The sequence below is a fragment of the Mesorhizobium sp. WSM4806 genome, assembly GCF_055811635.1.
This window is the reverse complement of the sequence record NZ_JBVVQZ010000005.1, coordinates 277,019-302,529: the sequence shown is the minus strand read 5'-3', so window position 1 is coordinate 302,529 and position 25,511 is coordinate 277,019. Positions and strand designations below refer to the sequence as shown.

General features: G+C 62.7%; 29 protein-coding genes. 15 read left to right on the top strand and 14 right to left on the bottom strand.

The window, feature by feature from the left end; genetic code table 11:
• The first annotated feature begins 151 nt into the window (after positions 1-151).
• The gene (locus AC0L2M_RS10925; protein WP_023801588.1) at positions 152-790 is read left to right on the top strand and encodes a CatB-related O-acetyltransferase; all 639 of its coding nucleotides are present in this window, start codon (positions 152-154) and stop codon (positions 788-790) included.
• Positions 787-1,446: a ribosome biogenesis GTP-binding protein YihA/YsxC gene (yihA, locus tag AC0L2M_RS10920; protein ID WP_473534830.1), complete on the top strand. Its 660-nt coding sequence runs from the start codon at positions 787-789 to the stop codon at positions 1,444-1,446. Before AC0L2M_RS10925 ends, yihA begins: the two co-directional genes overlap by 4 nt.
• A 99-nt stretch (positions 1,447-1,545) precedes the next feature.
• On the opposite strand, the gene AC0L2M_RS10915 is transcribed toward yihA, so the two are convergent.
• Entirely contained in the window at positions 1,546-2,265 is a 720-nt protein-coding gene (locus AC0L2M_RS10915; protein WP_287173293.1) for a TetR/AcrR family transcriptional regulator, read from the bottom strand.
• Between the two features lie 141 nt (positions 2,266-2,406).
• On the opposite strand from AC0L2M_RS10915, the gene AC0L2M_RS10910 reads away from it, so the two are divergent.
• Positions 2,407-3,588 (top strand): HlyD family secretion protein, encoded by a 1,182-nt coding sequence (locus AC0L2M_RS10910; RefSeq protein ID WP_473534829.1) that lies wholly within the window; start codon positions 2,407-2,409, stop codon positions 3,586-3,588.
• Between the two features lie 82 nt (positions 3,589-3,670).
• Complete coding sequence (locus AC0L2M_RS10905) at positions 3,671-5,203, top strand: DHA2 family efflux MFS transporter permease subunit (RefSeq protein ID WP_287238507.1); 1,533 nt, start codon at positions 3,671-3,673, stop codon at positions 5,201-5,203.
• Between the two features lie 40 nt (positions 5,204-5,243).
• Here the strand turns inward: AC0L2M_RS10905 and msrB are convergent, their stop codons facing one another.
• The 4 genes from msrB to AC0L2M_RS10885 form a co-directional block, all read right to left on the bottom strand.
• The gene (gene msrB, locus AC0L2M_RS10900; protein WP_128170234.1) at positions 5,244-5,744 is read right to left on the bottom strand and encodes a peptide-methionine (R)-S-oxide reductase MsrB; all 501 of its coding nucleotides are present in this window, start codon (positions 5,742-5,744) and stop codon (positions 5,244-5,246) included.
• A gap of 217 nt (positions 5,745-5,961) precedes the next feature.
• Positions 5,962-6,519, bottom strand: coding sequence for a fasciclin domain-containing protein (locus AC0L2M_RS10895; RefSeq protein WP_128170233.1), 558 nt, complete (start codon positions 6,517-6,519; stop codon positions 5,962-5,964).
• Positions 6,520-6,754: 235 nt separating this feature from the next.
• On the bottom strand, positions 6,755-7,453 hold the full coding sequence (locus tag AC0L2M_RS10890) for an anti-sigma factor (RefSeq protein ID WP_473534828.1): 699 nt from the start codon (positions 7,451-7,453) through the stop codon (positions 6,755-6,757).
• Positions 7,450-7,989 (bottom strand): sigma-70 family RNA polymerase sigma factor, encoded by a 540-nt coding sequence (locus tag AC0L2M_RS10885; RefSeq protein ID WP_128170241.1) that lies wholly within the window; start codon positions 7,987-7,989, stop codon positions 7,450-7,452. Before AC0L2M_RS10885 ends, AC0L2M_RS10890 begins: the two co-directional genes overlap by 4 nt.
• Positions 7,990-8,203: 214 nt before the next feature.
• Here AC0L2M_RS10885 and AC0L2M_RS10880 point away from each other — a divergent pair, with 214 nt between their 5' ends.
• Together AC0L2M_RS10880 and argB are read left to right on the top strand one after the other, a co-directional pair.
• Complete coding sequence (locus AC0L2M_RS10880; protein WP_473534827.1) at positions 8,204-9,727, top strand: amidase; 1,524 nt, start codon at positions 8,204-8,206, stop codon at positions 9,725-9,727.
• 75 nt (positions 9,728-9,802) lie between these two features.
• Positions 9,803-10,696, top strand: coding sequence for an acetylglutamate kinase (argB, locus tag AC0L2M_RS10875; RefSeq protein WP_128184988.1), 894 nt, complete (start codon positions 9,803-9,805; stop codon positions 10,694-10,696).
• A 57-nt stretch (positions 10,697-10,753) separates the two neighbouring features.
• Here argB and AC0L2M_RS10870 read toward each other — a convergent pair whose 3' ends face one another.
• On the bottom strand, positions 10,754-11,230 hold the full coding sequence (locus AC0L2M_RS10870) for an Lrp/AsnC family transcriptional regulator (RefSeq protein WP_287065917.1): 477 nt from the start codon (positions 11,228-11,230) through the stop codon (positions 10,754-10,756).
• Between the two features lie 135 nt (positions 11,231-11,365).
• Between AC0L2M_RS10870 and phhA the strand changes: the two genes are divergently transcribed.
• On the top strand, positions 11,366-12,202 hold the full coding sequence (gene phhA, locus AC0L2M_RS10865) for a phenylalanine 4-monooxygenase (protein ID WP_473534826.1): 837 nt from the start codon (positions 11,366-11,368) through the stop codon (positions 12,200-12,202).
• A gap of 103 nt (positions 12,203-12,305) precedes the next feature.
• On the opposite strand, the gene AC0L2M_RS10860 is transcribed toward phhA, so the two are convergent.
• Positions 12,306-13,067 carry a GGDEF domain-containing protein gene (locus tag AC0L2M_RS10860; RefSeq protein WP_023801575.1) on the bottom strand — a complete coding sequence of 254 codons (762 nt, stop codon included), beginning with the start codon at positions 13,065-13,067 and terminating at the stop codon, positions 12,306-12,308.
• Positions 13,068-13,229: 162 nt separating this feature from the next.
• On the opposite strand from AC0L2M_RS10860, the gene AC0L2M_RS10855 reads away from it, so the two are divergent.
• Entirely contained in the window at positions 13,230-13,937 is a 708-nt protein-coding gene (locus AC0L2M_RS10855) for a pyrimidine 5'-nucleotidase (protein WP_023801574.1), read from the top strand.
• A 37-nt stretch (positions 13,938-13,974) separates the two neighbouring features.
• Here the strand turns inward: AC0L2M_RS10855 and AC0L2M_RS10850 are convergent, their stop codons facing one another.
• A complete protein-coding gene (locus tag AC0L2M_RS10850; RefSeq protein WP_287345580.1) occupies positions 13,975-14,814 on the bottom strand; it encodes an LOG family protein in 840 nt (279 codons plus the stop codon).
• A gap of 143 nt (positions 14,815-14,957) precedes the next feature.
• Between AC0L2M_RS10850 and dapD the strand changes: the two genes are divergently transcribed.
• The 6 genes from dapD (at position 14,958) to AC0L2M_RS10820 (ending at position 20,308) form a co-directional block, all read left to right on the top strand.
• Positions 14,958-15,812, top strand: a complete 855-nt coding sequence (gene dapD, locus AC0L2M_RS10845) for a 2,3,4,5-tetrahydropyridine-2,6-dicarboxylate N-succinyltransferase (protein WP_287345581.1) — start codon at positions 14,958-14,960, stop codon at positions 15,810-15,812.
• A 27-nt stretch (positions 15,813-15,839) separates the two neighbouring features.
• On the top strand, positions 15,840-16,211 hold the full coding sequence (locus AC0L2M_RS10840; protein ID WP_027152133.1) for a DUF805 domain-containing protein: 372 nt from the start codon (positions 15,840-15,842) through the stop codon (positions 16,209-16,211).
• A 21-nt stretch (positions 16,212-16,232) separates the two neighbouring features.
• Positions 16,233-16,955 carry a hypothetical protein gene (locus AC0L2M_RS10835; RefSeq protein ID WP_473534825.1) on the top strand — a complete coding sequence of 241 codons (723 nt, stop codon included), beginning with the start codon at positions 16,233-16,235 and terminating at the stop codon, positions 16,953-16,955.
• Positions 16,956-17,202: 247 nt separating this feature from the next.
• Entirely contained in the window at positions 17,203-18,210 is a 1,008-nt protein-coding gene (locus tag AC0L2M_RS10830; RefSeq protein ID WP_473534824.1) for a GGDEF domain-containing protein, read from the top strand.
• A 290-nt stretch (positions 18,211-18,500) separates the two neighbouring features.
• Positions 18,501-19,700 (top strand): succinyl-diaminopimelate desuccinylase, encoded by a 1,200-nt coding sequence (gene dapE, locus AC0L2M_RS10825; RefSeq protein ID WP_473534823.1) that lies wholly within the window; start codon positions 18,501-18,503, stop codon positions 19,698-19,700.
• Positions 19,701-19,702: 2 nt separating this feature from the next.
• A complete protein-coding gene (locus tag AC0L2M_RS10820; protein ID WP_027152135.1) occupies positions 19,703-20,308 on the top strand; it encodes a hypothetical protein in 606 nt (201 codons plus the stop codon).
• Between the two features lie 152 nt (positions 20,309-20,460).
• Here the strand turns inward: AC0L2M_RS10820 and truA are convergent, their stop codons facing one another.
• From truA to def, 5 genes are all read right to left on the bottom strand, one after another.
• A complete protein-coding gene (gene truA / locus AC0L2M_RS10815) occupies positions 20,461-21,219 on the bottom strand; it encodes a tRNA pseudouridine(38-40) synthase TruA (RefSeq protein WP_128175759.1) in 759 nt (252 codons plus the stop codon).
• 17 nt (positions 21,220-21,236) lie between these two features.
• Positions 21,237-21,746 (bottom strand): GNAT family N-acetyltransferase, encoded by a 510-nt coding sequence (locus AC0L2M_RS10810; protein WP_128184972.1) that lies wholly within the window; start codon positions 21,744-21,746, stop codon positions 21,237-21,239.
• The gene (gene fmt, locus AC0L2M_RS10805; protein ID WP_473534822.1) at positions 21,743-22,678 is read right to left on the bottom strand and encodes a methionyl-tRNA formyltransferase; all 936 of its coding nucleotides are present in this window, start codon (positions 22,676-22,678) and stop codon (positions 21,743-21,745) included. Before fmt ends, AC0L2M_RS10810 begins: the two co-directional genes overlap by 4 nt.
• 107 nt (positions 22,679-22,785) lie before the next feature.
• Positions 22,786-23,013 carry a plasmid stabilization protein gene (locus AC0L2M_RS10800; protein ID WP_473534821.1) on the bottom strand — a complete coding sequence of 76 codons (228 nt, stop codon included), beginning with the start codon at positions 23,011-23,013 and terminating at the stop codon, positions 22,786-22,788.
• Between the two features lie 94 nt (positions 23,014-23,107).
• Entirely contained in the window at positions 23,108-23,653 is a 546-nt protein-coding gene (gene def / locus AC0L2M_RS10795) for a peptide deformylase (RefSeq protein WP_287310221.1), read from the bottom strand.
• A 105-nt stretch (positions 23,654-23,758) separates the two neighbouring features.
• Here def and AC0L2M_RS10790 point away from each other — a divergent pair, with 105 nt between their 5' ends.
• The gene (locus AC0L2M_RS10790; protein ID WP_473534860.1) at positions 23,759-25,018 is read left to right on the top strand and encodes a DNA recombination protein RmuC; all 1,260 of its coding nucleotides are present in this window, start codon (positions 23,759-23,761) and stop codon (positions 25,016-25,018) included.
• A gap of 4 nt (positions 25,019-25,022) precedes the next feature.
• Here the strand turns inward: AC0L2M_RS10790 and AC0L2M_RS10785 are convergent, their stop codons facing one another.
• Entirely contained in the window at positions 25,023-25,427 is a 405-nt protein-coding gene (locus tag AC0L2M_RS10785) for a GFA family protein (RefSeq protein WP_027152142.1), read from the bottom strand.
• Between the last annotated feature and the right edge of the window lie 84 nt (positions 25,428-25,511).

Sequence of the window (25,511 nt, the reverse complement as noted above, 5' to 3'; positions counted from 1 at the left end):
GCGGTAGACGCCGCCGCGACCTATAAGCTCCGCTGTCGTTTCAGGAGCGCTGCGTCGATGAACAGGTAAGGATGATCCGCTGCGCACGCGGTCCGTGCTGCCGGGCGGATCGCACTATTTTGACCTGTTGTTTCGTCGATGGAGCCAGACCATGATCGGACCCAACCCCAACATCAAGCACCCGATCCCGATGCATAGCCGCGTCGGCTTCCTGAAGGGGCTGGTCACGGCGCCGAACATCGAGATCGGCGACTTCACTTATTATGACGATCCGGACGGGCCGGACAAATTCGCCGAGCGATGCGTGCTGCATCACTATCCATTCATCGGCGACCGGCTGATCATCGGCAAGTTCTGCGCCATCGCCGAGGGCGCGCGCTTCATCATGAACGGCGCCAATCATGCCATGTCCGGCTTTTCGACCTATCCGTTCAACATCTTCGGTCATGGCTGGGAAGAGGGTTTCGATCCGGCGACCTGGTCGAAGGAATTGCGCGGCGACACAGTGATCGGCAATGATGTATGGATCGGCATGGAAGCGGCGATCCTGCCCGGCGTGGCGATCGGCGATGGCGCCATCGTTGCGGCAAAGTCGGTGGTGACGCATGACGTGGCGCCCTATGCGATCGTCGCCGGCAATGCGGCCAAGGTGGTGAAGATGCGTTTCGACGACAGGACCATCCGGCGGCTTTTGGCGGCGGCGTGGTGGGATTGGCCGGTGGAAAAGATCAGCCGCAACCTCAATGCCATTCGTGGCGCCGATATTTCTGTTCTGGAGGCAGCGGTTTGAACGCGTTTAACAAGTCCGTGATCGGCATCGAGCTGTTCACGCGGCCGTGGATCTTCATCCGCGGCGTGCCGGCGATGAAGTTCCTGCCGCCGGAAGGACCGCCGGAGATCGCCTTTGCCGGCCGCTCGAATGTCGGCAAATCGTCGCTGATCAACGCGCTGGTCAATCAGAAGGGACTGGCGCGCACGTCCAATACGCCAGGGCGGACGCAGGAACTCAACTATTTCGTTCCGGGCGGGTTTTCCGGCGAAGGCGCCGACCTGCCGCCGATGGCGCTGGTCGACATGCCAGGCTACGGCTACGCCACCGCGCCCAAGGAAAAGGTCGACGACTGGACGAAACTCGTCTTCGACTATCTCAAAGGCCGTGTCACCCTGAAGCGCGTCTACGTGCTGATCGACGCCCGCCATGGCATCAAGGCCAAGGATGACGAAGTGCTGTCGCTGCTCGACAAGGCGGCGGTGTCCTATCAGATCGTGCTGACCAAGACCGACAAGATCAAGACGGCCGGCGTGCCGCGATTGATCGAAGAGACACTGCAGAAGATCAAGAAGCGGCCGGCCGCGTTTCCGTTCGTCCTCGCCACATCGTCGGAAAAGAACGAGGGACTCGAGGAATTGCGCGCGGCGATCGTGCTGGCGGCCAATGGCGGCTAGAGCGGGATGCGTTCAAATTGAACTGGCATCCCGCTCTATCTATTTGTTTTTAGCCGCATTTCTGCGACGCCAAGTGATTCCACTTGGCTGCAAAATGCTCTAGGACTTTGCCTCCAGGGCGATCGTCTGGGTGCTTTCTTCCGTGACAAGCCTTTCGGTGCCGTAAGCCTTCAGGAACATGCCGACGCCCGACCTGACGATGTGGTCGATTTCATCCTGGCTCGGGGCTTTGGTGCGGTAGGCGAATATGCACTGACGGAAAAGACCCGCCAGGCACAGTTCGGTGAACTGATAGGCGGCAAGATCGACATCGTCGATCTCGAGCAGGCCGCGCTCGATGGCGGCATTGAGAAAAGCAACGACCTTGTCGTGGCCGCGTTTCGGGCCGCGTTCGTAAAAACGCGCACCAAGTTCGGGCATCCTGTCGGACGCGCCGATCACGGTGCGCTGCGCCTGGACCACCTTGGCCGAGGTGATCTTGAGGGACAGCACCTTGCCGAACTTCACCAGCGTCTCGCGAAGGTCGTCGGCGCGGTCGAGCAGATCGTACATATTCTTGAAGATCGTGCCGCGCTCTTCCTCGATCAGCGCCTCGAACAGCTCTTCCTTGTTGGCGAAGTAGACATAGATCGTGCCCTTGGAAACGCCGGCCTCACGGGTGATGTCGTTCATCGACGCCGCTTCGAAGCCCTTGTCGATGAAGACACGACGTGCGCCCTCGATGATCTGGCTGCGTTTGACCGGGTCCTGTCCCGCCGCCGGGCGGCCGCGACGCAGGCCATCCAGCGGATCGCACTGGTCCTTGTCGGGCTCGGTCATAACGTCACACCTCGAAAAAAATTCGAACCGATCGGTTCGATCATCCTTGATATGGGCCTCTCACCGCGCTAAGTCAACGTCAACATCGAACCGAACGGTTCAGTCTGATGCCCGGTTTCTAGCGATGCCAAGAGAGATGCCATGTCCTCGAACGCGACCCCAACCGCCGAAGTCCGTCCCTTCCCCAACGCCAAGGTTGCGCCGGCAATCGAAGCGCCGAACCCACCGACTGAGCCCGCAACAAGCCCTCCGGCCGAGGCGCCGGCCAAAAAGAAACGCTCGGCACGCTCCTTTCTGTTGCCGATCATTGCGCTTGGCTTGCTGGGCGCAGGCGCCTGGTATGGCTATGATTACTGGACCGACGGGCGTTTCATGATCTCCACCGACGACGCCTATGTCCAGGCCGACATGGCGTTCATTTCGCCGAAAATTTCCGGCTATGTCGATCAGGTCAAGGTGACCGAGAACCAGCAGGTCAAGGCCGGCGACCCGCTGCTGGTCGTCGACAATGGCGACTACAAAATAGCGGTCGCCCAGGCCGAGGCGCAGATCGCCACCTTGAGCAAGACGCTCGATCGTATCGACGCCCAGACCGAGGCGGCGCGCGCCTCGCTCGAGCAGGCGCAGGCGCAGAAGACCGCCCACCAGGCCGCCGCCGCCAATGCGGCGCGTGTCCAAGCGCGCGCCGCCCAATTGCTCAAGACACATGTCGGCACCCAGGCCCAACTGTACGATGCCCAGACCGCGGTCGAGCAGGCCAATGCCGCCCTTGTCGGTGCCGACGCCCAGATCGCGGCGGCTGAGGCCAATATCGGTGTGCTCCAAGCGCAGCGCGCGGAGACGGCAAGCACGCTGGCGTCGCTGCAGCTTGCCAGGGACAAGGCCGCACGCGACCTGTCCTTCACCGTGCTGCGCGCGCCCTATGACGGTGTCGTCGGCAACCGCTCGGTCGAGCAGGGCGACCTGATCAGCCCCGGACAGAAGCTCGCCGTCATCGTGCCGATGGACAAGCTCTATATCGTCGCCAATTTCAAGGAGACCCAGCTTGCCCGGCTGGTGCCTGGTGAAAAGGTCAGGATTTCGGTCGACGCGATCGACGGCCAGGATTTCGAAGGCACCGTCTCGTCGCTGGCGCCGGCATCCGGCGCGGTGTTCTCGCTGCTGCCGCCGGAAAACGCCACCGGCAACTTCACCAAGGTCGTGCAGCGCGTCCCGGTTCGCATCGACGTGCCGGCGGATGTGCTGAAGACAGGCAAGCTGCGCGCCGGCCTCAGCGTCGTCGTCGCCGTCGACAGCCGCACCGCACCTTCGGCGTCGAACTGAGCGGCCGCTTGGGAGCAATGCCGTGGCAACCGCAACCTCGACAGCAGGATCGCCGCCGGCGAGGCCGGCTACGCCTGATACCATTCCCACACGCCGCATCATCGCCTTCCTGGCGATGGTGTTCGGCATGTTCATGGCGATCCTCGACATCCAGATCGTTTCGGCCTCGCTGGCCGAGATTCAGGCCGGCTTGAGCGCCAGCTCCGACGAAATTCCGTGGGTGCAGACCGCCTATCTCATCGCCGAAGTCATCATGATCCCGCTGTCCGGTTTTCTCAGCCGGATGCTGTCGACGCGTGTGCTGTTCACCGTCTCCGCGGCCGGCTTCACCGCCGCGAGCGCGCTGGCGGCGACCGCCACCAACATCGACCAGATGATCGTCTACCGCGCCGTCCAGGGTTTTATCGGCGGCGGCATGATCCCAAGCGTGTTCGCTGCCGCGTTCACCATCTTCCCGCCGTCGCGCCGTGCCATGGTGTCGCCGATGATCGGCCTGGTGGCGACGCTGGCGCCGACCATCGGCCCGACTGTCGGCGGCTATATCAGCCATGCCATGTCCTGGCACTGGCTGTTCCTGATCAATGTGGTGCCCGGCATCATGGTGACCGCAGCCGCATGGTCGCTGATCGACTTCGACAAGCCCAATCTCAGCCTGTTCCGCAAGTTCGACTGGTGGGGCCTCGCCGGCATGGCGGCTTTCCTCGGCTCGCTGGAATTTGTGCTCGAGGAAGGTCCCAACAACGACTGGCTTCAGGACCAGGCCGTGTTCATCTGCGCCATCCTGATGACGGCCGGCGCGGTGCTGTTCTTCTGGCGCGCCTTCACTGCCGAGGAGCCGATCGTCGACCTGAAGGCCTTCGCCAACGTCAACTTCGCTTTCGGCTCGCTGTTCTCCTTCGTCATCGGCATCGGCCTCTACGGCCTGACCTATCTCTATCCGGTGTATCTGGGGCGCATCCGCGGCTACGACTCCCTGATGATCGGCGAGGCGCTGTTCGTCAGCGGCCTGGCGATGTTCGTCACAGCGCCGATTTCCGGCATCCTGTCGCGCAAGATGGATCCGCGGCTGATGATGATGATCGGCTTCTTCGGCTTCGCTGCCGGCACCTGGCGGATGACCTATCTGACCGCAGACTGGGATTTCTGGGAGCTTTTGCTGCCGCAGATCCTGCGCGGCGCCTCGATGATGCTGTGCATGGTGCCGATCAACAACATCGCGCTTGGAACGCTGCCGCCTGACCGGCTTAAGAATGCATCCGGTCTGTTCAACCTCACCCGCAATCTCGGTGGCGCCGTCGGCCTTGCCGTCATCAACACCGTGCTGATCGACCGCAGCGCCTTCCACTACGCAAGGCTGGCCGAGCATGTGCAATGGGGCAGCGCCGAGGCGCAGACCAGGCTGCAGAACATGACGCTCGACTTCCAGCAGAATGCCGGCCTCGACGCCTCCAAGGCGGCGATCTCGAAACTGTCCGGCATGGTCCAGCAGCAGGCTTCGCTGCTGTCCTTCATGGACGTGTTCTATCTGTTGACGGCGCTGTTCGCGACGCTGGCGATCTTCACCATGGTCATCCGCAAGCCGGCCGAGCCGGCGGGCGGAGGCGGCGGACACTGATTGAGCAACTTTGCGCGCCCAAAGGACGCGGCGCTGTGGGTCAGGCCGTGGCCGGCTTAAAAGTCAAGGCGACGCCGTTGATGCAATGACGCAAGCCGGTCGGCGGCGGGCCGTCGTCGAAGACATGGCCGAGATGACCGCCGCAGCGGCGGCAGTGGACTTCGGTTCGGGTCATTCCGAGGGACCTGTCCGCGGTCATGCCGACGGCGTTGGGAATCTCCTGCCAGAAGCTTGGCCAGCCGGTGCCGGAATCGAACTTCGTATCGGAGGAATAGAGCGGCAGGTCGCAGCCGGCGCAGGCGAAGATGCCCTTGCGGTGTTCGTTGAGCAGCGGGCTGGTGCCGGGATATTCGGTGCCTTCCTTGCGCAGCACATTGAAAGCCGCATCGGACAGGATGGCGCGCCACTCGGCCTCGGTCTTGGTGACCTCGAAGGTTTCGGCCGCGTGTGCGTCCTGCGGCCTGCCGATGCGCAGCGCTGCTGCCGTGCCTGCCAACAATGCCACAGCGGCACCGCTCCAAAGAAAGTCGCGCCGGATCATCACCATTCCTCCTCTTTCCGTTTGCCAAATTCGACCGTCACATGGAAATCAAAAGCCGGTGACGGCCAGCTCCCGACACCGGGCACTCCGCACCTGCCCCACACTTACAGCGGACGGTGCGGAGTGTACGCCTGTCGATTGCGCGGGTCACGCAAGCGGAAACCCGCGCACTCGGCATGGAGCCTCAGCCATATGTTCGCTGGCGACGGGCGCTTCGTTACATCTTCGGCAGGAGAACCTTGTCGATGACGTGGATGACGCCGTTCGACTGCTCGACATCGGCGACAGTCACATTGGCGACATTGCCGTTCTCGTCGGTCGCGGTGACCTTGCCGTTTTCGGCCTTGAGCGTCAGCTCGCAGCCCCCAACCGTCTTGACCTTGTGCGCGCCACCATCGTCCATGGCCATCTTGGCGACGTCGGCTGACATCGCCTTGGCACCGATGACGTGGCAGGTCAGGATCTTGACCAGCTTGTCCTTGTTTTCGGGCTTGAGCAATGTATCGACGGTGCCGGCCGGAAGGGCGGCAAAGGCCTCGTTGGTCGGCGCGAACACGGTGAAGGGACCGGCACTCTGCAGCGTGTCGACGAGACCGCCGGTCTTGACGGCCGCGACCAGCGTCGTGTGATCCTTCGAATTGACGGCGTTCTCGACGATGTTCCTGGTGGCATACATGGCGGCGCCGCCGACCATCGGATTTTCGGCATAGGCGGCGGTGGCAAGCGCGGAGACGGCGACCGTTCCGGCAAGCAAAAGTGTGGCGAACTTACGCATTATTTCTATCTCCTCAGTTTATTTTTTCCCCTCTTTGGGGCGCAAGGAGATACGGGGGATAAATGCCCGAGTTTCGCCCATTCAGGAGAAAATTTTATTTTTTATAACGGCGAGCATGATTTTCAGGGCAGGACTCTTACAGCCTGCATGCTTCCCCGCCAAAGTCACCACAGGTGATAGATTTAAAATCTTCTCGAAAAATCGGCAGATCGGGGTGATTAGCAGACAGGGGCGATCAGATGCTCTTCAGATCGCCCGCAGCGACCACAGGGCCGGTCGGCTGGCCGGTCGGCGAACCGCCGGTCGGTTCAAGGCTGACCGCAAGCACGGCGCCTTGCGCAAGTTTTTCCTGCACGGCCGGGGAGATGGTCATACGCGCGGTCTGGCCGGCCGGGATGACGCCCATAGAGACCGGCGCATTCTTGCCCTCGATCATCCAAAGCTCGAAATCCTTGCCGGCGGCGCGCTCGCCGGAGACATGCGACAGGCCGACCTCGCGACGGGCGGCATCATAGACGGCGAGGTATCTGACGTCGCTGCCATCGGCAGCCAGCGAGGCGATGAGCCGCGGCGGCTCGGCCGGCGGGTTGAGGTAAGGCTCGGCGATATAGATCGCCAACGCCGCGACGGAAGCGGCTGCAAGACCGCGCCAGAAGGCAAGGCTTGACCAGAGGCCGGCGCGAGGCTCTGCGACGAACAGCCGGCGATCCAATGCCTCCTTGACCCTGATCGGCGGCTCTGTCTCCGGATAGGCGTCGGCCATCGGCGAAAGACGCGCCTCCCAGACATCGACAAGGTGCGCGAAAGCGGCGTCCGCGTCGATGCGGCGTGACGCAATCTCGCGCTCTTCCGCGGCCAGGACGCCAAGAACGTATTCGGCGGCAAACAGGTCGTCGCCCCCAGATTCCGGTCCGTCATCCTCTGCCAGCGTCATCTTTCAAGACACTCTCTGAGCTTCAACAGGCTGCGCCGCAGCCAGGTTCTCATCGTGTTCAGCGGCACGTCATGGCGCGCCGCCAGTTCGGCATAGCTTTCGCCGTCCAGATAAGCGCCCCGGACGGCCGCCGCCCGGTCCTTTTCCAATTCGTCGAGACAACGATAGATGCGCCCGGATTCACCGCCCGCAACAGCCGCAGCCTCAGGTCCCGGCGCCGGATCGGCGACGTCGAGCGCAGCGTCGATATAGGCAGCAGGCTCTCGCCGCGCCCTTATCCGATCGATCGCGTGATTGCGCGCAATGGCCACCAGCCAGGAAATCGGGCTTAGCTCCGAAACGGCGAAACGGTCCGCCTTCGTCCATATCTTGACGAAGACCTCCTGCAGCGCCTCTTCCGCCTCTCCCCGGTCCTTCAATACACGAAGGCAGACGCCGAAAAGTTTCGCGCTGGTCTGCCGGTAGAGCAGATCGAACGCAGCCCGGTCCTTCATCGAAGTCCGGACGATCAGGTTGCTGATGTCCTGCGGCGTCATCGGCTGCCAAATTAAGCAATTGCCCAAATTAGGCAATTGCCCCAAATTATTCCACTGCAATGTATTGCAACGGCGGAAGCGTTCCTGTGCACCGGGAGCGCCGTCGGCTTCCATTGACGAGAAAGAGCCGACCTTTTGAGCATCGGATTTCCCAAAACCGGGTTTCCACTTTTGCATCCGATGCTCTAGCTTGCCGATAGTTGGGGGAGCAAGAATGTCGGTCGAACGGGCCCTGTGGGAACATGACGCTACCGCCCTGGCCGGCTTGGTGCGCAAAGGAGAAATCTCGCCGCAGGAGCTCGTCGACGCGGCGATTGCGCGGGCCGAGGCCACTCGCCCGGACATCAATGCCATCGCCGAGCCGCTTTACGAGGCGGCGCGGACGCGGGCGAAAACCATCGACCGCAAGCTGCCGCTGGCCGGCGTGCCCTTCGCGCTGAAGGATCTCGGCATCGCCATGAAAGGCGTGCCGACGCACGGCGGCAGCCGCATTCCGGCTTTCGTTGCCGATTTCGACTCGGTGATGACCGAACGCCATCTGGCCGCCGGCCTCGTCCCGATCGCCACCAGCACCTCGCCCGAACATGGGCTGAGGCTGATGACCGAATCCGCCGCTTTCGGCATCACCCGCAATCCGTGGAATACAGCCCATACCAGCGGCGGTTCGTCTGGAGGTGCGGCGGCGCTGGTCGCGGCCGGCGTCGTGCCGGTGGCACATGCTTCGGACGGCGGCGGCTCGATTCGCGTTCCCGCCGCCTGCACCGGGCTGGTCGGGCTGAAAACCTCGCGCGGCCGCGTGCCGCTGACGCCGCTGGTCAGCGAAAGCTGGTACGGCCTGGTCATCGACCACGCCGTTTCCCGCTCGGTCGGTGATTCGGCCTTGCTGCTCGACCTGACGCATGGGCCCGATCCGCTGTCGCCGTATGCGGCGCCGACGCCGAAAGGAACTTTCGCCGCCGCAGCAGTGCGTGACCCCGGCAAGCTGAAACTGGCGGTCTACCGGAAATCGCCGCTCGGCCTGCCGATATCGGCCGAGACGCTGGCGGCGCTGGACACTGCGATAGCTTTGGCGCGCGAAGGCGGCCATACGATAGAGGAGATCGACCTGCCCTATATCGATCGCGATTTCATCGCTGATTTCGCCAGAACCGTCGCCGCGGCGGTGGCCGGCACGATGCGCGGCGAGGTCTTGCGCGTCGGCCGCTCCATTTCGGGTGATATCGAACGCGCCACGCGGGTGATGAGCGCCTTCGGCGAAGTCCTTTCGGCCGGCGAGATCTATGCCAGCCTGCAGCGGCTGCATGCCACCTCGCGCCGGCTGATCATCGAGACGGCGCGGTACGATGCCGTGCTGATGCCTGTCATCGCGCATCCGCCACTAGCCTGCGGCGCGATGGATCCAAAAGGCGCAGATGCGTTCCTGGAAGAAATGATCGACAGGCTGCGGCTTGCCCGCTTGCTGAAATTCAAGCCGCTGTTCGGCCAGTTGATGGACAAGAGCCTGTGGTTCACCCACTGGCCGGCAATCCAGAACGTCAGCGGCCAGCCGTCGATCGCGCTGCCTGTTCATGTCACCGATGCCGGCCTGCCGCTCGGCATCCAGGCCGCCGGCCGCCCCGGCGACGAGGAGACCTTGTTGTCCCTCGCCGCGCAAATGGAAAAGATTTCGGGATGGCTGGCGCGGCGGGCGCCACTGCAGGTGCCCGGTACGAAAGCAGGCCGATTTCACCTGACGTGACAGCAAAGCCGTTTGCCCCCTGCTCCAATTCCCGCTAAGACGCCGCCGTTCATGCCAAGCTGGGAACCAAGCCGAATGACGGACCTCGCCGCCACCGCCGAAATGCAGGCCGCGCTGCTTTCGAGGGCGCTGCCCTATATGCAGCGCTACGAGAACAAGACGGTCGTGGTGAAGTATGGCGGCCACGCCATGGGCGACATCGCGCTCGGCAAGGCCTTTGCCCGCGACATCGCGCTGCTCAAACAATCCGGCGTCAACCCGATCGTCGTGCATGGCGGCGGGCCGCAGATCGGCGCCATGCTGAGCAAGATGGGCATCGAATCGAAGTTCGAGGGCGGATTGCGCGTCACCGACCAGAAGACGGTCGAGATCGTCGAGATGGTGTTGGCCGGCTCGATCAACAAGGAGATCGTCGCGCTGATCAATGCCGAGGGCGAATGGGCCATCGGCCTGTGCGGCAAGGACGGCAACATGGTTTTCGCCGAAAAGGCGCGCAAGACCATGATCGACCCGGACTCCAACATCGAGCGTGTGCTCGATCTCGGCTTCGTCGGTGAGCCGGTCGAGGTCGACCGCACCCTGCTCGACCTTCTGGCGCGGTCCGAAATGATCCCGGTGCTGGCGCCGGTGGCGCCGGGCCGTGACGGCCACACCTACAACATCAATGCCGACACCTTCGCCGGCGCTATCGCCGGCGCCTGCCAGGCGACACGCCTTCTGTTCCTCACCGACGTGCCCGGCGTGCTCGACAGGAACAAGAAGCTCATCGACGAACTGACCGTCGCCGAGGCAAAGGCCTTGATCAAGGACGGCACGGTGTCGGGCGGCATGATCCCCAAGGTCGAGACCTGCATCGATGCGATCGAGCGCGGCGTCGAAGGCGTCGTCATCCTCAATGGCAAGACGCCGCATTCGGTGCTGCTCGAACTGTTTACCGAACACGGCGCCGGCACACTGATCGTGCGGTAAGCCCAGGCTGCAACTTGTCGGTGAGAAACCCAGGGTTGAACAGGCGTCAGGGCGAACTTATCGCCTGAGGTGTCCAAGCGGCACGTGGCCCGGCCCCTTGATGTTCTGCAGCACAAGCTGCGTGTGGACGTCGCGCACGCCGTCGAGCCGCATCAGCCGGTGCATGACAAAGGCGTTGAGCTCGTCGACCGACGGCACCATCACATGCAGCAGGAAATCGTAGTCGCCAGTCATCGTCCAGCACGACGACACCTCGTCCATACGCTGCACGGCGGCGATAAAGGTTTCAGGCGACCCGTCGCTGTGGGTCACCAGGCGCACCTGAATGAACACTTCGACCATCAGGCCGATGGCGCGGCGGCTGAGCACAGCGGCAAAGCGCTTGATGATGCCGGCGCTCTGAAGAGCCTCGAAGCGGCGCGCGCATGGCGTCGTCGAAAGGCCGATCACCTGGGCCAGTTCGGACACAGGCTTGCGCCCATCGCGCTGCAAGACATCGAGCATCTTGATCTCAAAATCGTCAAACTGAGGCACTTTCACTCTCCTGCAGCTTTGCTGTGGTGGCTTTTACCTCAAATCGCTCGTTCGAGCCATCATCAAAGCGGATTTGCCTCACCGGATCCGGCTAAACTTTCAAGATGTTAGTCGTGATTTCCAGGGAGAACAGCCATGACGATGAACGTTGCCGATTACGCCCGCGAATGCGCGGCGCAAGGCCTTCGCGGCGACTATTCGGTCTGCCGTGCCGATTTCACCGTTGAGCAGAGCTACAACTACACTGCTGATGAGCAGGCGGTGTGGCGTACACTGTGCGACCGCCAGACGAAGCTGACCAAAAAGCTGGCACACCAGTCCTATCTCGACGGCGTCGCCACGCTGGGCCTGCTCGACAGGATTCCGGATTTCGGTGTGGTCAGCGAGAAGCTGCGCAAGCTTACCGGTTGGGAAATCGTCGCCGTGCCGGGCCTCATTCCGGCACCGGCCTTCTTCGTCCACCTGGCAGCCCGGCGCTTCCCGGTGACCAACTGGCTGCGGACGAAACAAGAGCTCGACTACATCGTCGAGCCGGATATGTTCCACGACTTCTTCGGCCATGTGCCGGTGCTGACCCAGCCGGTCTTTGCCGATTTCATGCAGATGTATGGCGAGAAGGCCGAGCATCTGATCGCGCTCGGCGGCGACGAGATGATCAGCCGCCTCTACTGGTACACCGTCGAGTACGGGCTGATCCAGGAGGCCGGCCAACCGTTGAAGGCTTTCGGCGCCGGGCTGATGTCGTCCTTTGCCGAACTTCAATTCGCGGTTGAAAGCAAGGACGCGCATCATGTTCCCTTCGATCTGAAAACGGTAATGCGCACCAGCTATGAGATCGACAAGTTCCAGCGCGCCTATTTCGTGCTGCCGTCCTTCGACGTTTTGCGCGATGCCTTCCACAACGTCGCCGACATGGCAGCGATCATCGGACGCCACAAGGGCAAGCCGGTGCTCGACCCGGCGAAACTTTAGACGCTGGCCCGGCTCGGACGCTCGCAGCCGATCGGCGCGGGCGTTGTTGGTGGCGCGCTGGGATTAGGAACCATCGGCAGGCCGGAAGCCGAGGCAAGGGCGTTCAGGCCGCTTCGGAAACGTCCCTGTCCAGGATGGTCAGATTGCGGCCGCGATCCTTGGCCTGGTAAAGGCGGCGGTCGGCGACACGCATCAGATCCGATACGCCGGCATCCTCGCCGCAGGTGACACCGCCGATGCTGACGGTGAGGGGTATGACCCGCTCATCGACGGGACGGAAGCGGATCAGCTCGACTTCACGGCGAATGCGTTCAGCGACGCGTTTGGCTTCCTGTTCGGTGGCGCCGACCAGAAACGCACCGAATTCCTCGCCGCCGATGCGGCCGATCACGTCGCCGCTGCGCACGCCGCGCTCGATCGCGCTTGCAATCAGGAGCAGTGCATCGTCGCCGGTCAGATGGCCGTAGCTGTCGTTGATGAGCTTGAAGTGATCGGCGTCGATGATCAGCAACGCACCGCGATCGGATTTACGCCGGGTGGCCTCGAGGGCGGCGAAGAAGCTCTCGCGGTTGAGCATGCCGGTCATGTCGTCGCGGCTTGCCTTCTCCGACAGGCGCCGATGCGCAGCGGCGAGCTGGGCATGAGCGCGGGCGAGGTCGCGATGAGCGCCTTTCAACCTCTCGCCCTGCCAGAACGTGTAGGCGCTGGCGATCCAGGCGAGCACCAGCGGGCAGACCGTGGACGTCAGCCAGATCGTGCGGTTGATCGGAAAGCCCATTGCCGGAACGACGATCAGCGTCAACAACAGCGAGACTGCGAGGGAGGCGAAAGCGACGGCGGCAGACTTCAGAAATATGCGGCTCATCGCTGGTTCCCCCTGGACCGTCTGTGTGCCAGCAAGCCCTGAATGGCCCCTTTCGGCGATGCCTAAAATTTGAATCATCGGGCCATTTTCGCCACCCATGACGCGCATAAGTTGTGGATAAAGCCTCTGCCAAAAGCATTGTTTCGTGCCATAAGGGGTTGCATGACCACGCTCCCGGACCCCGCCCGCTTTGCCCATGTCACCGACTGGGTGTTCGACCTCGACAACACCCTCTATCCGCACCATTCGAACCTGTTCTCGCAGATCGACGTAAAGATGACCGCCTATGTCGGAGAACTGCTGACGCTGCCACGCGACGATGCCCGCAAGCTGCAGAAGGAACTCTACCGGGAATATGGCACGACGCTGAACGGTCTGATGGCGCGCCACGGCATCGATCCCGACGACTTTCTCGAGAAGGTCCATGACATCGACTATTCCTGGCTGGTTCCCGATCCCGTTCTCGGCACCGCCATCCGCCAGCTTCCCGGCCGCAAGTTCATCTTCACCAATGGCGACCGCAGGCATGCCGAACGCACCGCGCGCCAACTCGGCATCCTCGATCATTTCGACGACATCTTCGATATCGTCGCTGCCGGGCTGAACCCTAAGCCGGCCCGCCAGACCTACGAGAAGTTCGCGGAACTCCACGCGGTCACCGGCCACAATGCGGTGATGTTCGAGGATCTGGCCCGCAACCTGTCCGTGCCGAAATCGCTGGGCATGACCACGGTGCTGGTTGTGCCGCGCAACTTCGAGCCGACCTTCTCCGAAATCTGGGAACGTGACCCGGGCCACGAGGACGATGTGGATTTCGTCACCGACGATCTTGCCGAATTCCTCACCGCGATCGTCGACATCACCGCTTGAGCCGTAAGCTTCGTAAAGCCGGATCGAAGCCCGCGGCCTAGAGCTGATAGAAGCGGCTGATGATCCCCCAGGCTTCGTCGGCGGTGTCGACGAAATCGATGATGTCCTGGTCGCCAGGGGTGATCGTGCCTTGCTCGGCGAGGAAATCGAGATCGATCGCCCGTTTCCAGAAAGCCTTGCCGAACAGGATCACCGGCACGCGCTCCATGCGGCCGGTCTGGATCAGGGTCAGCGTCTCGAAGAATTCGTCCATCGTGCCGAAGCCGCCGGGAAACACCGCGACAGCCTTGGCGCGCATGACGAAATGCATCTTGCGGATCGCGAAATAGTGGAAGTTGAAACAGAGCTCCGGCGTCACATAGGCATTCGGCGCCTGCTCGTGCGGCAACACGATGTTGAGGCCGATCGACGGGGCGCCGACATCGTCGGCGCCGCGGTTGCCGGCTTCCATCACGCCGGGTCCGCCGCCTGTCACCACGACGAATTCGCGATAATAGGAGGTGGCCGACTGCTGCGAGCAGAGCCGGGCGAATTTTCGCGCTTCCTCGTAATATTTGCTGTTTTTCTCGAGGTTTTCCTTCTGCGTCTCGTTCTTGGCCGCCCAGGCTTCACCGCCCGGCTCGGGTATGCGCGCCCCGCCGAACAGGATGACGGTCGAGCCGATGCCGCGCTCGGCCAGGATCATCTCCGGCTTCAACAGTTCGAGCTGCAGCCTGACCGCGCGCAATTCGCGCCGTGTCATGAAGTCGGGATCGTTCCATGCCAACCGGTAGGTCTCGGCACGCGTCTGCGGCGTGTCCGGCACGCTTTTCGACCGCTCCAGATCCTCGTCCGAATGCGGCAGCGGCGTCCACCCCGCCTTTTCCATAGGAGTCATATTACCTACCCGTCCAATTATTCAGTTGCGCCGTCCCGCGACGCAGCCGCGATTGACCCTCACCAAGCCTTCACATAGGGTCCGGCGACTTTCAAAACAGGTTAAGGTGCGGCCCCTTAACAGCTTGGTAATGGAGCGAATTCATGTCAAAGCCCGATCTGGCGAGCCTCGAAAAGACCATCGAAACCGCCTTCGAGGAACGCGAGACGATTTCGACGGCAACCCGCGGCGCAGCGCGCGACGCCATCCAGGCGGCGCTCGACCTGCTCGACCGGGGTGTTGTCCGCGTTGCTGAGCGCCAGGCCGACGGCACATGGCATGTCAACCAGTGGCTGAAGAAAGCTGTGCTGCTGTCGTTCCGACTCAACCCGATGGAGATCATCAAGGGTGGTCCGGGCCAGGCCGTGTGGTGGGACAAGGTGCCGTCGAAATTCGACGGCTGGAGCGCCATCGACTTTGAGAAGGCAGGTTTCCGTGCCGTGCCGTCATCGATCGTGCGGCGCTCCGCCTACGTCGCGCCAGGTGCCGTGCTGATGCCGTCCTTCGTCAATGTCGGCGCCTATGTCGACAGCGGCACCATGGTCGACACATGGGCCTCGGTCGGCTCCTGTGCCCAGATCGGCAAGAATGTGCATCTGTCGGGCGGCGTCGGCATCGGCGGCGTGCTGGAGCCGATGCAGGCCGGCCCGACCATCATCGAGGACAACTGCTTCATCGGCGCACGCTCCGAAGTGGTTGAAGGGTGCGTCGTGCGCGAAGGCTCGGTACTCGGCATGGGCGTCTTCATCGGCCAGTCGACCAAGATCGTCGACCGTGCCACCGGCGAGGTTTTCTACGGCGAAGTGCCAGCCAATTCAGTGGTGGTGGCGGGCACGATGCCGGGCAAGAACGTGCCAGGCGAAAACTGGGGTCCCAGCCTCTACTGCGCCGTCATCGTCAAGCGGGTCGATGCCAGGACCCGTTCCAAAACCTCGATCAATGAACTGCTTCGCGATTGATCTTTTCAAAAAAACGGACCTACCCGCTTGCTCGACAGACCTCGATTTCTATGGCTTTTCTTCAGCCTTTCCGGGCGAGTGAACCCCAGCGCCTATGTTTTGGCGGGTCTTTTGCCGCTCCTCACTCAGCTTTTCCTGCTCTACCAGTTCTCGCGAACGCCGTTGGGCACTGCTGCAAGTCAGTACTGGGCGCTCGCCTGGTGGATCGCTGTGGTCGTCTCGACATGGTCGACCTTTGCGCTAACGGCGAAGCGGTTCCATGATTTCGGCAAGCCTACCTACTACGCATTGATCTCTCTCATCGTCGGCGCCATTCTCCTTGTCATTCTGGCCTTTTTCAAAAGTGATCCCGGACCCAACCGCTACGGCAAACGCACCAATGCGCCGGCCGAATCCTGAGCGCCGGGCGGGTCCCTAGCCATGCGCTACCGCACGCTTGATGCGAAACTGATCATCGAAACTGCCGAGCGACTGGAAAAACGCGTCGCGGAGCGGTTTCCCGATACCGGCTTGCGTGGCGTCGCCATAGAACTTGTGTCGCTGTCGCGTGATCTGGCCAAGGCGGCGAAGGCGCTGGAAGCGCCGATCTGGTGGCTGCGCGGCGTCGTCATCGTCACCATTGCCGCCGGCGCGCTGATGTTCCTGTTCGTCGGCACCATCCTTCCGCTCGGCCGCATCTCGGGAACCCACGACGCCATCCAGTCGGTGCAAGGCATCGAATCCTTGATCAACATGATCATCCTCGCGATGCTCGGCTTCCTGGCCTTGATCCGGACCGAGGAGCGCATCAAGCGCAAGCAGGTGTTTCGCAAGCTTCATGGCTTGCGATCGCTGATCCATGTCATCGACATGCATCAGCTGACCAAGGATCCGGCAGCGCTTTCAACCGATTTCAAGCCGACATCGCATTCACCGGCACGCATAACCGACCGTGCCGATCTCGCGCGCTACCTCGACTATTGCTCCGAAATGCTGTCGATCACCGGCAAGATCGCCGCGCTGTTCGCGCAATCGGTCAACGACGATGTGGTCGTCGATGGCGTCAACGACATCGAGTCCTTGGGCTCCAATCTGTCGCGAAAGATCTGGCAAAAGATCACCCTGATCGACGGTCCATTGCGGTCGGCTCGTCCAGGTACCTAAGCTAATCTTAATCACCTTGGTCCAGCATGCCCTGTGAAGACTGTGTCGACCGGCACGGAGCACTCGACTGGCACACGACGAGCCCCTGGCCAACCCGAAAACGCGCGGAAGGCGAAGCGCCGGCGCGCGGCTGTTCGCCTGGTTTTCTTCACCGATCAGAGCGGAACCGGAAGCTGTCCGCGCGCGGCTTCTCGACACCACTTTCGAGCGCAAATTCGCTGTCCTGTTCGGCACCATCAGTGTCCTGGTGCTGGCAGTCGGCGCCACTGTCTTCACCGGCGACCGGTGGCCTTACGCCTGGATGGCGGCCGACCTCATTCTGTTTGCCGTCCGCTTCCTGCTGATGCGGGAATGTGAGCGGACCCGCAAGCGCGGGGGAACGGGGCCGCTGACAGGCCTCATGGCCGCCGGTGGGTCATGGTCGGTGATTTTCGGCCTCGGCTGCTATGGCTGCGTCGTCAGCGGGGATATGGCGCTTGCCGTGCTGGCTGCCTTGAACGTCGCAGGCGTCGTCGGCGTGGTGTCGTCGCGCAACGCAGCGACCCCGCGCTACGCCATATTCGTCATGCTGGCCGTAAGCCTGCCTTTCCTGGTTGGCGCGCTGTTATCTCCGGCGCCCGGAATGTCGATCGTCGGATTTCAAGTGCCTTTCTATGTGGCCGGCGTCATCATCGTGCTGCTTCAAAATCATGCGATCAACGCCCGCATGATCCGCGCCGAACTGGACAATCGCGATCTGGCGATCAAGGACGCGCTGACCGGCCTGCCCAACCGCATCTTCCTTCAGGAGAAACTGCGCGGCATGTGCAGCGAGCTTGCGGCGCCGGCAGCAAACGGCGGCATGCCGTTTGCCGTTCTCAGCATGGACCTCGACGGCTTCAAACACGTCAATGACCGCTTCGGCCACGCGGTCGGCGACATGCTGCTGCGCAAGGTGGCCGAACGATTGAAGCGCGCTTTCCGACCGGGGGATATGGTCTTTCGCATCGGCGGTGACGAATTCGTGATCCTGCTGCCCGACACATCCGAGATCGAAGCCACCATGCTGGCAAAGCGCGCCATTGAGAAGATTTCGGTACCCTTCGACCTTGGCGTGGGCACCGCAATACCCTTCGGGTTGAGCATTGGAAGTGCCTTCGCGCCTGCCGACGGCGGCGAGCCGGAACTTCTTCTCACCTGCTCCGATCACGCGCTCTATGAAGCCAAACGCACCGGAAAGGGCCGTTACCGGGCGCATGTGCGGGCCGCGAACTGACCACAGCGATTATTTGGGCCTTTTGTCGCTCAGTCCATGCAATATCTCGTATCCCGCCTAAGTGCGTCGCGTCTGAAGCGACTCCTGCGACGCACTTTAAGCCTTTGTTTGTTTTATGCGCATTTGCCCAAAACCGCTGCGCCCGCACCGGTCAAGCCCAGGGCCATGCCTTTTGGGCGACATGCATCAGGCCTGCGACAATACGCCATGAAAACCATAGTGTCGGCGGGATGGCTGGCCCTTATGTCTGGCCGTGACAGGCCTTGCGCTTTCGACTAACGCTTTTGCCCATGACGTTGCCGACCGATCCCGCTGGAAATCTCGCCGCCCTCATCCGCTGCCCCTCCGTGACACCTATCGAGGGCGGGGCACTGAGCACGCTGGAAACAATGCTGAAACCACTCGGCTTTTCCGTCGAGCGCCCGGTGTTCTCGGAGGACGGCACGCCCGATATCGAAAATCTCTATGCGCGGCGCTCCGGCAACGGTCCGCACCTGATGTTCGCCGGGCATACCGACGTGGTGCCGGTCGGCGACGAGACCTCATGGACGCATCCGCCTTTCGCTGCCGAGATCGCCAAGGGCGAGATGTTCGGTCGCGGTGCCGTCGACATGAAGGGGGGCATCGCCTGTTTCATCGCCGCCGTGGCGCGCCATCTCGAGTCGAAAGGCGGCCTGAAAGGCTCGGTCTCGCTGCTGATCACCGGCGACGAAGAAGGGCCGGCCATCAACGGCACGACAAAGCTGCTCGAATGGGCGGTCGCCAAGGGCGAGAAATGGGATGCGTCGATCGTCGGCGAGCCGACCAATCCCGATGCGCTGGGCGACATGATCAAGATCGGCCGGCGCGGCTCTTTGTCCGGCAGCATCATCGTCAACGGCCGCCAAGGCCACGCCGCCTATCCGCAGCTTGCCGACAATCCGGTGCGCGGCCTGATGACGCTGGTCGAAGCCTTGCTGCACCCAGTCTTCGACAAGGGCACCAAGGACTTCCAGCCGACCAATCTGGAGGTAACCTCGATCGACGTCGGCAATCCGGCCACCAATGTTATTCCGGCAAAGGCGACCGCCGCCTTCAACATCCGCTTCAACGACACATGGACCGCCGAGACCATCCAGGCGGAAATCCACAACCGTCTCGACAAGGCGGCGAAGCGAAAGAAATACCGGGCCGGCAAGACGACACCGGTCGATTACGAACTCGTCTGGCGCGACCGGCCGAGCCACGTCTTCCTCACCCGCGACAAGCGGCTGATCGAAGCGCTCAGCGGTTCGGTCAAGGCGGTGATCGGCAGGAAGCCGGCGCTTTCCACCTCCGGCGGCACCTCCGACGCACGCTTCATCAAGGATTATTGTCCGGTGGTCGAGTTCGGGCTGGTCGGCAAGACCATGCACATGGTCGATGAACGCGTCGCACTTGCCGACCTCGAGACGCTGACGCAGATTTATCTGCGCTTCATCGAAGACTGGTTCGAGCAAGGCGCATCGTAATCATGCTTTCGTCGGATGAAACCTATGCTTCGCTCAACGGCGCCTGGCGACTGATGCTCGGCAAGGCCGATGGGCTGCGCCAGTTCGACCTTTCGGCCGACGGTTTCTGGAATTCCTTCTTCGCCATCGTCGTCGCGGCACCGGCGCTGATCGTCGGTTGGGTCGGCCTCGCCAACGAGATCGGCGATCCGAATGCATTCGCCGGACGCTTCAGCATGCTGATTCGTCTGGCGACAGTCGACATCGGCGTCTGGGTGTTGCCGCTTGTCGGCCTTGCCCTCGTCGCGCCGCGCGCCGGCATCGGCGGGCGCTTCGTCCACTATGTCGTCGCCAGCAACTGGGCGTCGGCGATCATCGCCTGGATGATGCTGCCAGCGGCGTTGATCAGGCTTTTCCTGCCGTCCACCAACGAGTTCGCCGTACTGGCGTCGCTGCTTTTGTTCGCGCTGTCGATGATCCTGACCTGGCGGATGACAAACGTTGCCATCGGCAGGGGCGCGGCTGTCGGCAGCGCTGTCTTCGCCGGAATGTTCGTGGCGTCGCTGGTCGTTCTGTTCGCGCTGCAGGCGCTGCTCGGCATCGGTGCGCCGAGCGGAACCGGGACTTGAATAGCTTCGCATCATCGGATTCACACGCCGCGTCACCATCGCCTTCATTGTAGAGTCCGAGCGCGTGGTGATTGTGCGCGTGTTCTACGGCTGGGCCGATTGGCAGGACGACCTAGCCTAGTGACGCTGACTGATCGGCACATCTAGCCGCGTCATCCGGACGCCTTCGGATAATCTACCCCAACGAGAAAAAGCCCATCGGGCGGCGCCACCTGGCCACAGGCTGCACGGTCGCGCGCGTCGAGCGCCGCCTTCAGATCGGCAATTGTCCAGCCGCCTTCGCCGACGCGCTTCAGCGAGCCGACCATCGAGCGCACCTGATTGTGCAGGAACGAGCGCGCCGAGGCTCGCACTTCGATCATGTCACCCAGCCGACTGACATCCAGCCGGTCGAGCGTCCGGACCGGGTTGTCGGCCTGGCACTGGGTCGAGCGGAACGTGGTGAAATCATGCCGCCCCAGCAGCACCTTTGCCGCTTCGTGCATGGCCTCGGCGTCGAGCCGCTTCGGCACCCACCAGATCTTGCCCTTGTCGAGCGCCGCCGGCGCGCGCCGGTTGACGATGCGGTAGAGATAGTGGCGGCCGATCGCCGAGAAACGCGCATCGAAGCTATCCGGCACCACAGCCGCCTTGAGGATGGCGATGCGCGCCTTGGCCGTTTGCAGGTGGGCGTTGACGGCATCGCGAACCTTGTCATCAGGCCACGCCCTGACGAGATCGACATGCGCCACCTGACCGGTCGCATGGACGCCGGCATCGGTGCGGCCGGCGCCGCGCAGCGAGACCTGTTCGCCGCAGAATTTCTCGATCGCCTGTTCGATCGCCTGCTGCACCGAAGGCTGGTCTGCCTGGCGCTGCCAGCCGGCATAGAGGCTGCCGTCATATTCGATGTCGAGGCGAAAACGCGGCATTCCTAAGAAGGATGAGGTTAGGCGGCGAGCGCGGTGCCGAAAGCCGAAGCGTAGACCAGCTTGCCGGTCTCAGGCGCTTCGCCCCAGACCAGCGCCTGCAGCGCTTCGCCCTGGAACTCGCTTTCGAATTTTTCGGCGCGCGCGTGACTGTAGCCGAAGCGGCCATAATATGCGGGATCGCCAAGCACCACCGCCAGCACCTCGCCGGCATCCTTCAGGCGGATATGCGCCTCGCGGACCAGCGCACCGCCGATGCCGGTGCCATGGAATGACGGCTCGACCGCAAGAGGCGCCAGCGCCACCGCCGGAAAGCTCTTGCCGCCGTTCTGCACGTAAAGCCGCGAAAACAGAATATGGCCGACCACCTGTCCATCTTCTTCCGCCACCAGTTCGACGACGGCATCGCCGCCGCTGACCAGCGCGTCGACCAGGCCGGCCTCCGCCTGCTGGCCAAATGCGTGTTCCTCGACCAGGCGGATCGCCTCGCGGTCCCGCGGCGTTGCCGCGCGTATCGACATCATGCTCATGAGAATTTCGTTCCTTTTTCGAGCTTGGCCCCGCGCAGAAACTCCTGCGCGGCAATGGGCCTTCCGCCCGCACGTTGAACTTCGACCAACCTGATCGCGCCTGACCCGCAGGCGACCGTCAGCCGGTCGTCGAGAATTCCTCCCGGCTCGCCGGCGCCTTGCGAAAGCGTCGAGCGAAGCAGTTTCAGCCGCTCCAGGCGGCCGCCAATTTCGATCTCGCACCATGCGCCGGGAAAGGGCGACAGGCCGCGAATATGATCGTGGACTTCGCCAGCAGGCCGCGTCCAGTCCACGCGCGTCTCCGCTTTATCGATCTTTTTGGCATAGGTCACCCCCTCCGTCGCCTGTGCGGCAAAAGTCAGGGCATCCCGTTCCAGACGAGCCAGCGCTTCCGCCATCAGCGCGGCGCCAATGTGCATCAGCCGATCATGCAGTTCGCCGGCCGTCATATTGGGGCCGATGGCGCATTTTTCGGCCATCGCCACCGGGCCGGTGTCCAGGCCTTCTTCCATCCGCATCACCATCATGCCTGTCTCGGTATCGCCGGCCATGATGGCGCGCTGGATAGGGGCGGCGCCGCGCCAGCGTGGCAACAGCGACGCGTGACCATTGACGCAGCCGAGCCGCGGCGCCTCGAGAATGGGTTTGGGCAACAGCAATCCATAGGCGACGACGACGGCGACATCGGCCCGCAAGGCGCGGAACGCCTGCTGCTCGGTCTCGTTCTTCAGCGACACCGGCGTCCGCACCTCGAGGCCCAGCCGCTCGGCCTCGCGCTGCACCGGCGACGGCGTCAGTTCCAGCCCCCGGCGACCGGCGGCGCGCGGCGGCTGAGTGTAGACGGCTCCAATCTCATGTCCGGCATCCGCGATCGCCCGCAGCGTCGGCACCGAGAATTCGGGCGTACCCATGAAGATGACGCGCAAGGGCATTTTGTTCCGGGTCCGGTCTTCGTCTGGCCGTTAAGTCGGCTCAGTCGAAGTCGCGAACTTTGCGGGTCGGCGACCGAAGTCGCGTTTCCTTTCTGCTTCGATTTCGTTCATGATCTTGGCGAATTCATCGCCATTGCGTTTTCAGCAGCGAAAGTCGCGCGAATAGCGTCCCATGCCGAAAGACCCGGCTCCAGCCTGGCTTGCCTTTCGGCGACCATGCCTTCGCGCAGAAGAGCTATCGCCTTGCCCGACAGGCTCTGGGCGCTCTTACGCGCCGCCTGCTCGATTTCCCGCTTCAAGGGTTCGGGAATATTTCTGATCAGCATGTCGCTCATCGGCGTCTCCATTTCCTGATCTGGAACAGGGTAGAGGGGCGCTGTCCCGCCAACATCTTCGAAAGGTTCAGCATCAAACTGCGCGAGTATCGCCCTATCCCACTAACTTGCCCGGCGCCTTGCTGCCTGATGGTTTGTCCCTGGCGAGCTTCTTGAACTTCTTCACCACCATGTCGCGCTTCAGCTTCGAGATGTGGTCGATGAACAGAACGCCGTTGAGATGGTCGATTTCGTGCTGCAGGCAAGTCGCCATCAGCCCTTCGGCCTCGATCTCCTGCAGCTTGCCGTCGCGATCGAGATATTTCACCCGCACGGCGGCAGGGCGCTCGACCTCGGCATAGTAATCCGGGATCGACAGGCACCCCTCCTCGTAGACCGAGCGCTGATCGGCGCTCTCAAGAATCTCGGGATTGATGAAGACATGCGGCACCGGCGGCTCGTCTTCCTTGGCGAGGTCGATCACCAGCATGCGCAGCGGTTCGCCGATCTGGATCGCCGCCAGACCAATGCCCGGCGCATCATACATCGTGTCCAGCATATCGTCGGCCAGTTTGCGCAAGGCGCCGTCGACGCGCTCGACCGGTTTCGAAACCTGGCGCAGGACGGGATCGGGAAGGATGATGAGCGGCTTGATCGACATGGCGTCTCACCTAAGACCTCGCACGAAAAGCGTCAACCGGGGCATTTGCAGCGGCGTTCACGTTTTGATCTGTGTCGTCAGGCCGAATCATCTATGCTGTCCGATATGAACGACCTGACCACCATCCTGTCCGAACCGATCGCCCGGCTCGGCGCCACCACGATCACGCTCGGCCACGTGCTGGCATTCGGCGCGGTCCTGTTCCTGGCCCTGTTCGTGGCGCTCGTCGTCGCGCTCTGGCGCTCGGCCAAGGCGCGTGCGGTGGCTGCCGCGGAAGCCGCCGACCACACCCGCGACGCCGAGGCGCGGATGGCCGGCATCCTGGCAAGCCAGGCCGAGATGCAGGGCCGCATGGGCGCCATCGCCGAAGTGTTCGGGGCGCGGCAGGCCGAACTCACGCAGTCGATCGGCCAGCGTCTCGACGCGATGACCGGCCGTCTCGGCCAGACCATGACCGAGCAGACGAAATCGACGCATGAAAGCCTCGCCAAACTGCAGGAGCGGCTGGCGGTCATCGATACAGCGCAAGGCAACATCCAGTCGCTCGCCAGCCAGGTCGTGCAACTTCAGGCAATCCTCTCCAACAAACAGACGCGCGGCGCCTTCGGCCAGTCGCGCATGGAGGCGATCGTCGCCGACGGCCTGCCGCACGGCGCCTATGAATTCCAGGCGACCCTGTCGAACGGCAGCCGGCCCGACTGCCTGGTGAAGATGCCGAACGGCGCGCCTGCACTCGCCATCGACGCCAAGTTTCCGCTGGAAGCCTGGAATGCCATCCGTGCCGCCGAAGGCGTCGATTTGCAGAAGGTCGCCGCACAAGCGTTTCGGCGTGATATCGAGGTGCATGTCCGCGATATTTCCGACAAATACCTGATCCAGGGCGAGACGCAGGACACCGCCTTCATGTTCGTGCCGTCGGAATCGGTATTCGCCGAGATCCACGAGAATTTCGAGGGGATTGTCCACAAGGCGCACCGCGCTCGCATCGTCATCGTCTCGCCGTCGCTGCTGATGCTGTCGATTCAGGTCATCCAGGCGATTCTCAAGGACGCCCGCATGCGCGAGCAGGCGCATTTGATCCAGGGCGAAGTCATCCGGCTGATGGAGGATGTCTCGCGCCTTGACGAGCGGGTGCGCAAGCTGCAGAGCCATTTCGGCCAGTCGGCCAAGGATATCGACGATATTCTCGTCTCGACGTCGAAGGTGACCAAGCGCGGCCAGAAGATCGAGGCGCTGGAGTTCGGCGCGCAGCCGGCGGAAGGCGACGCCGGATCGGCGGCCAACGCGAAGACCGAAGCGGGAGCGCGCGTCGCCGACTCCAAGACCGGCCAATTGAGGCTAAGGGTGGTCGAAGGCGACGACTGAGAGGCTACTGCTCCTCGACGATCATTGTGCCTTCGAACTCCGGCAGCCAATGCAGCGCCGAGCGGTGCCAGATCTGCTTTCTCGGGATCAGTTGTTCGCGCTGCCGCGCCGTGCCGACCCTGATGCCATAGACTTTCGGCCCGTCGCCAACCGACGTGGCATAGAGGTGCGTACCGCACTCGCCGCAAAAGGCCTGGGCGCGCCTGGCGCCGCTCGCTGCGGTCTTGATGTAGATCTTCGGCGTGCCCTTGGTGATCCGGTAGCGCTCCTCCGGCGCCGGCACGGTCACCCGAAACGCTGTTCCGGTCAGCTGCTGACAATCGATGCAGTGACAAATACTGGTGTTGTCCGGATCGACCTCCGCCTCGTAGGTAATGGCGCCGCAATGGCACCCGCCGTCGATTTTCATCTTCGTTCCTCCCTTCAGCCGCGCCTCGACGTGTTGGAGCTTAACGGCGCAGCCGCCGAAGCTCCACACAGGCATTCACAACGC

What these genes read in the sequence shown, in the direction of transcription:
- AC0L2M_RS10890 (WP_473534828.1), bottom strand. Translation starts at nt 7,453, where the DNA reads ATGACGCTGGCAGAGGATGACGGACCGGAATCTGGGGGCGACGACCTG.
- AC0L2M_RS10835 (WP_473534825.1), top strand. Translation starts at nt 16,233, where the DNA reads ATGCGCTACCGCACGCTTGATGCGAAACTGATCATCGAAACTGCCGAG.
- truA (WP_128175759.1), bottom strand. Translation starts at nt 21,219, where the DNA reads ATGCCGCGTTTTCGCCTCGACATCGAATATGACGGCAGCCTCTATGCC.
- AC0L2M_RS10880 (WP_473534827.1), top strand. Translation starts at nt 8,204, where the DNA reads ATGTCGGTCGAACGGGCCCTGTGGGAACATGACGCTACCGCCCTGGCC.
- def (WP_287310221.1), bottom strand. Translation starts at nt 23,653, where the DNA reads ATGTCGATCAAGCCGCTCATCATCCTTCCCGATCCCGTCCTGCGCCAG.
- AC0L2M_RS10850 (WP_287345580.1), bottom strand. Translation starts at nt 14,814, where the DNA reads ATGACTCCTATGGAAAAGGCGGGGTGGACGCCGCTGCCGCATTCGGAC.
- AC0L2M_RS10785 (WP_027152142.1), bottom strand. Translation starts at nt 25,427, where the DNA reads ATGAAAATCGACGGCGGGTGCCATTGCGGCGCCATTACCTACGAGGCG.
- AC0L2M_RS10855 (WP_023801574.1), top strand. Translation starts at nt 13,230, where the DNA reads ATGACCACGCTCCCGGACCCCGCCCGCTTTGCCCATGTCACCGACTGG.
- AC0L2M_RS10860 (WP_023801575.1), bottom strand. Translation starts at nt 13,067, where the DNA reads ATGAGCCGCATATTTCTGAAGTCTGCCGCCGTCGCTTTCGCCTCCCTC.
- AC0L2M_RS10910 (WP_473534829.1), top strand. Translation starts at nt 2,407, where the DNA reads ATGTCCTCGAACGCGACCCCAACCGCCGAAGTCCGTCCCTTCCCCAAC.
- dapE (WP_473534823.1), top strand. Translation starts at nt 18,501, where the DNA reads ATGACGTTGCCGACCGATCCCGCTGGAAATCTCGCCGCCCTCATCCGC.
- AC0L2M_RS10800 (WP_473534821.1), bottom strand. Translation starts at nt 23,013, where the DNA reads ATGAGCGACATGCTGATCAGAAATATTCCCGAACCCTTGAAGCGGGAA.
- dapD (WP_287345581.1), top strand. Translation starts at nt 14,958, where the DNA reads ATGTCAAAGCCCGATCTGGCGAGCCTCGAAAAGACCATCGAAACCGCC.
- AC0L2M_RS10885 (WP_128170241.1), bottom strand. Translation starts at nt 7,989, where the DNA reads ATGACGCCGCAGGACATCAGCAACCTGATCGTCCGGACTTCGATGAAG.
- AC0L2M_RS10915 (WP_287173293.1), bottom strand. Translation starts at nt 2,265, where the DNA reads ATGACCGAGCCCGACAAGGACCAGTGCGATCCGCTGGATGGCCTGCGT.
- AC0L2M_RS10810 (WP_128184972.1), bottom strand. Translation starts at nt 21,746, where the DNA reads ATGAGCATGATGTCGATACGCGCGGCAACGCCGCGGGACCGCGAGGCG.
- msrB (WP_128170234.1), bottom strand. Translation starts at nt 5,744, where the DNA reads ATGATCCGGCGCGACTTTCTTTGGAGCGGTGCCGCTGTGGCATTGTTG.
- AC0L2M_RS10895 (WP_128170233.1), bottom strand. Translation starts at nt 6,519, where the DNA reads ATGCGTAAGTTCGCCACACTTTTGCTTGCCGGAACGGTCGCCGTCTCC.
- phhA (WP_473534826.1), top strand. Translation starts at nt 11,366, where the DNA reads ATGACGATGAACGTTGCCGATTACGCCCGCGAATGCGCGGCGCAAGGC.
- argB (WP_128184988.1), top strand. Translation starts at nt 9,803, where the DNA reads ATGACGGACCTCGCCGCCACCGCCGAAATGCAGGCCGCGCTGCTTTCG.
- AC0L2M_RS10925 (WP_023801588.1), top strand. Translation starts at nt 152, where the DNA reads ATGATCGGACCCAACCCCAACATCAAGCACCCGATCCCGATGCATAGC.
- AC0L2M_RS10820 (WP_027152135.1), top strand. Translation starts at nt 19,703, where the DNA reads ATGCTTTCGTCGGATGAAACCTATGCTTCGCTCAACGGCGCCTGGCGA.
- AC0L2M_RS10790 (WP_473534860.1), top strand. Translation starts at nt 23,759, where the DNA reads ATGAACGACCTGACCACCATCCTGTCCGAACCGATCGCCCGGCTCGGC.
- fmt (WP_473534822.1), bottom strand. Translation starts at nt 22,678, where the DNA reads ATGCCCTTGCGCGTCATCTTCATGGGTACGCCCGAATTCTCGGTGCCG.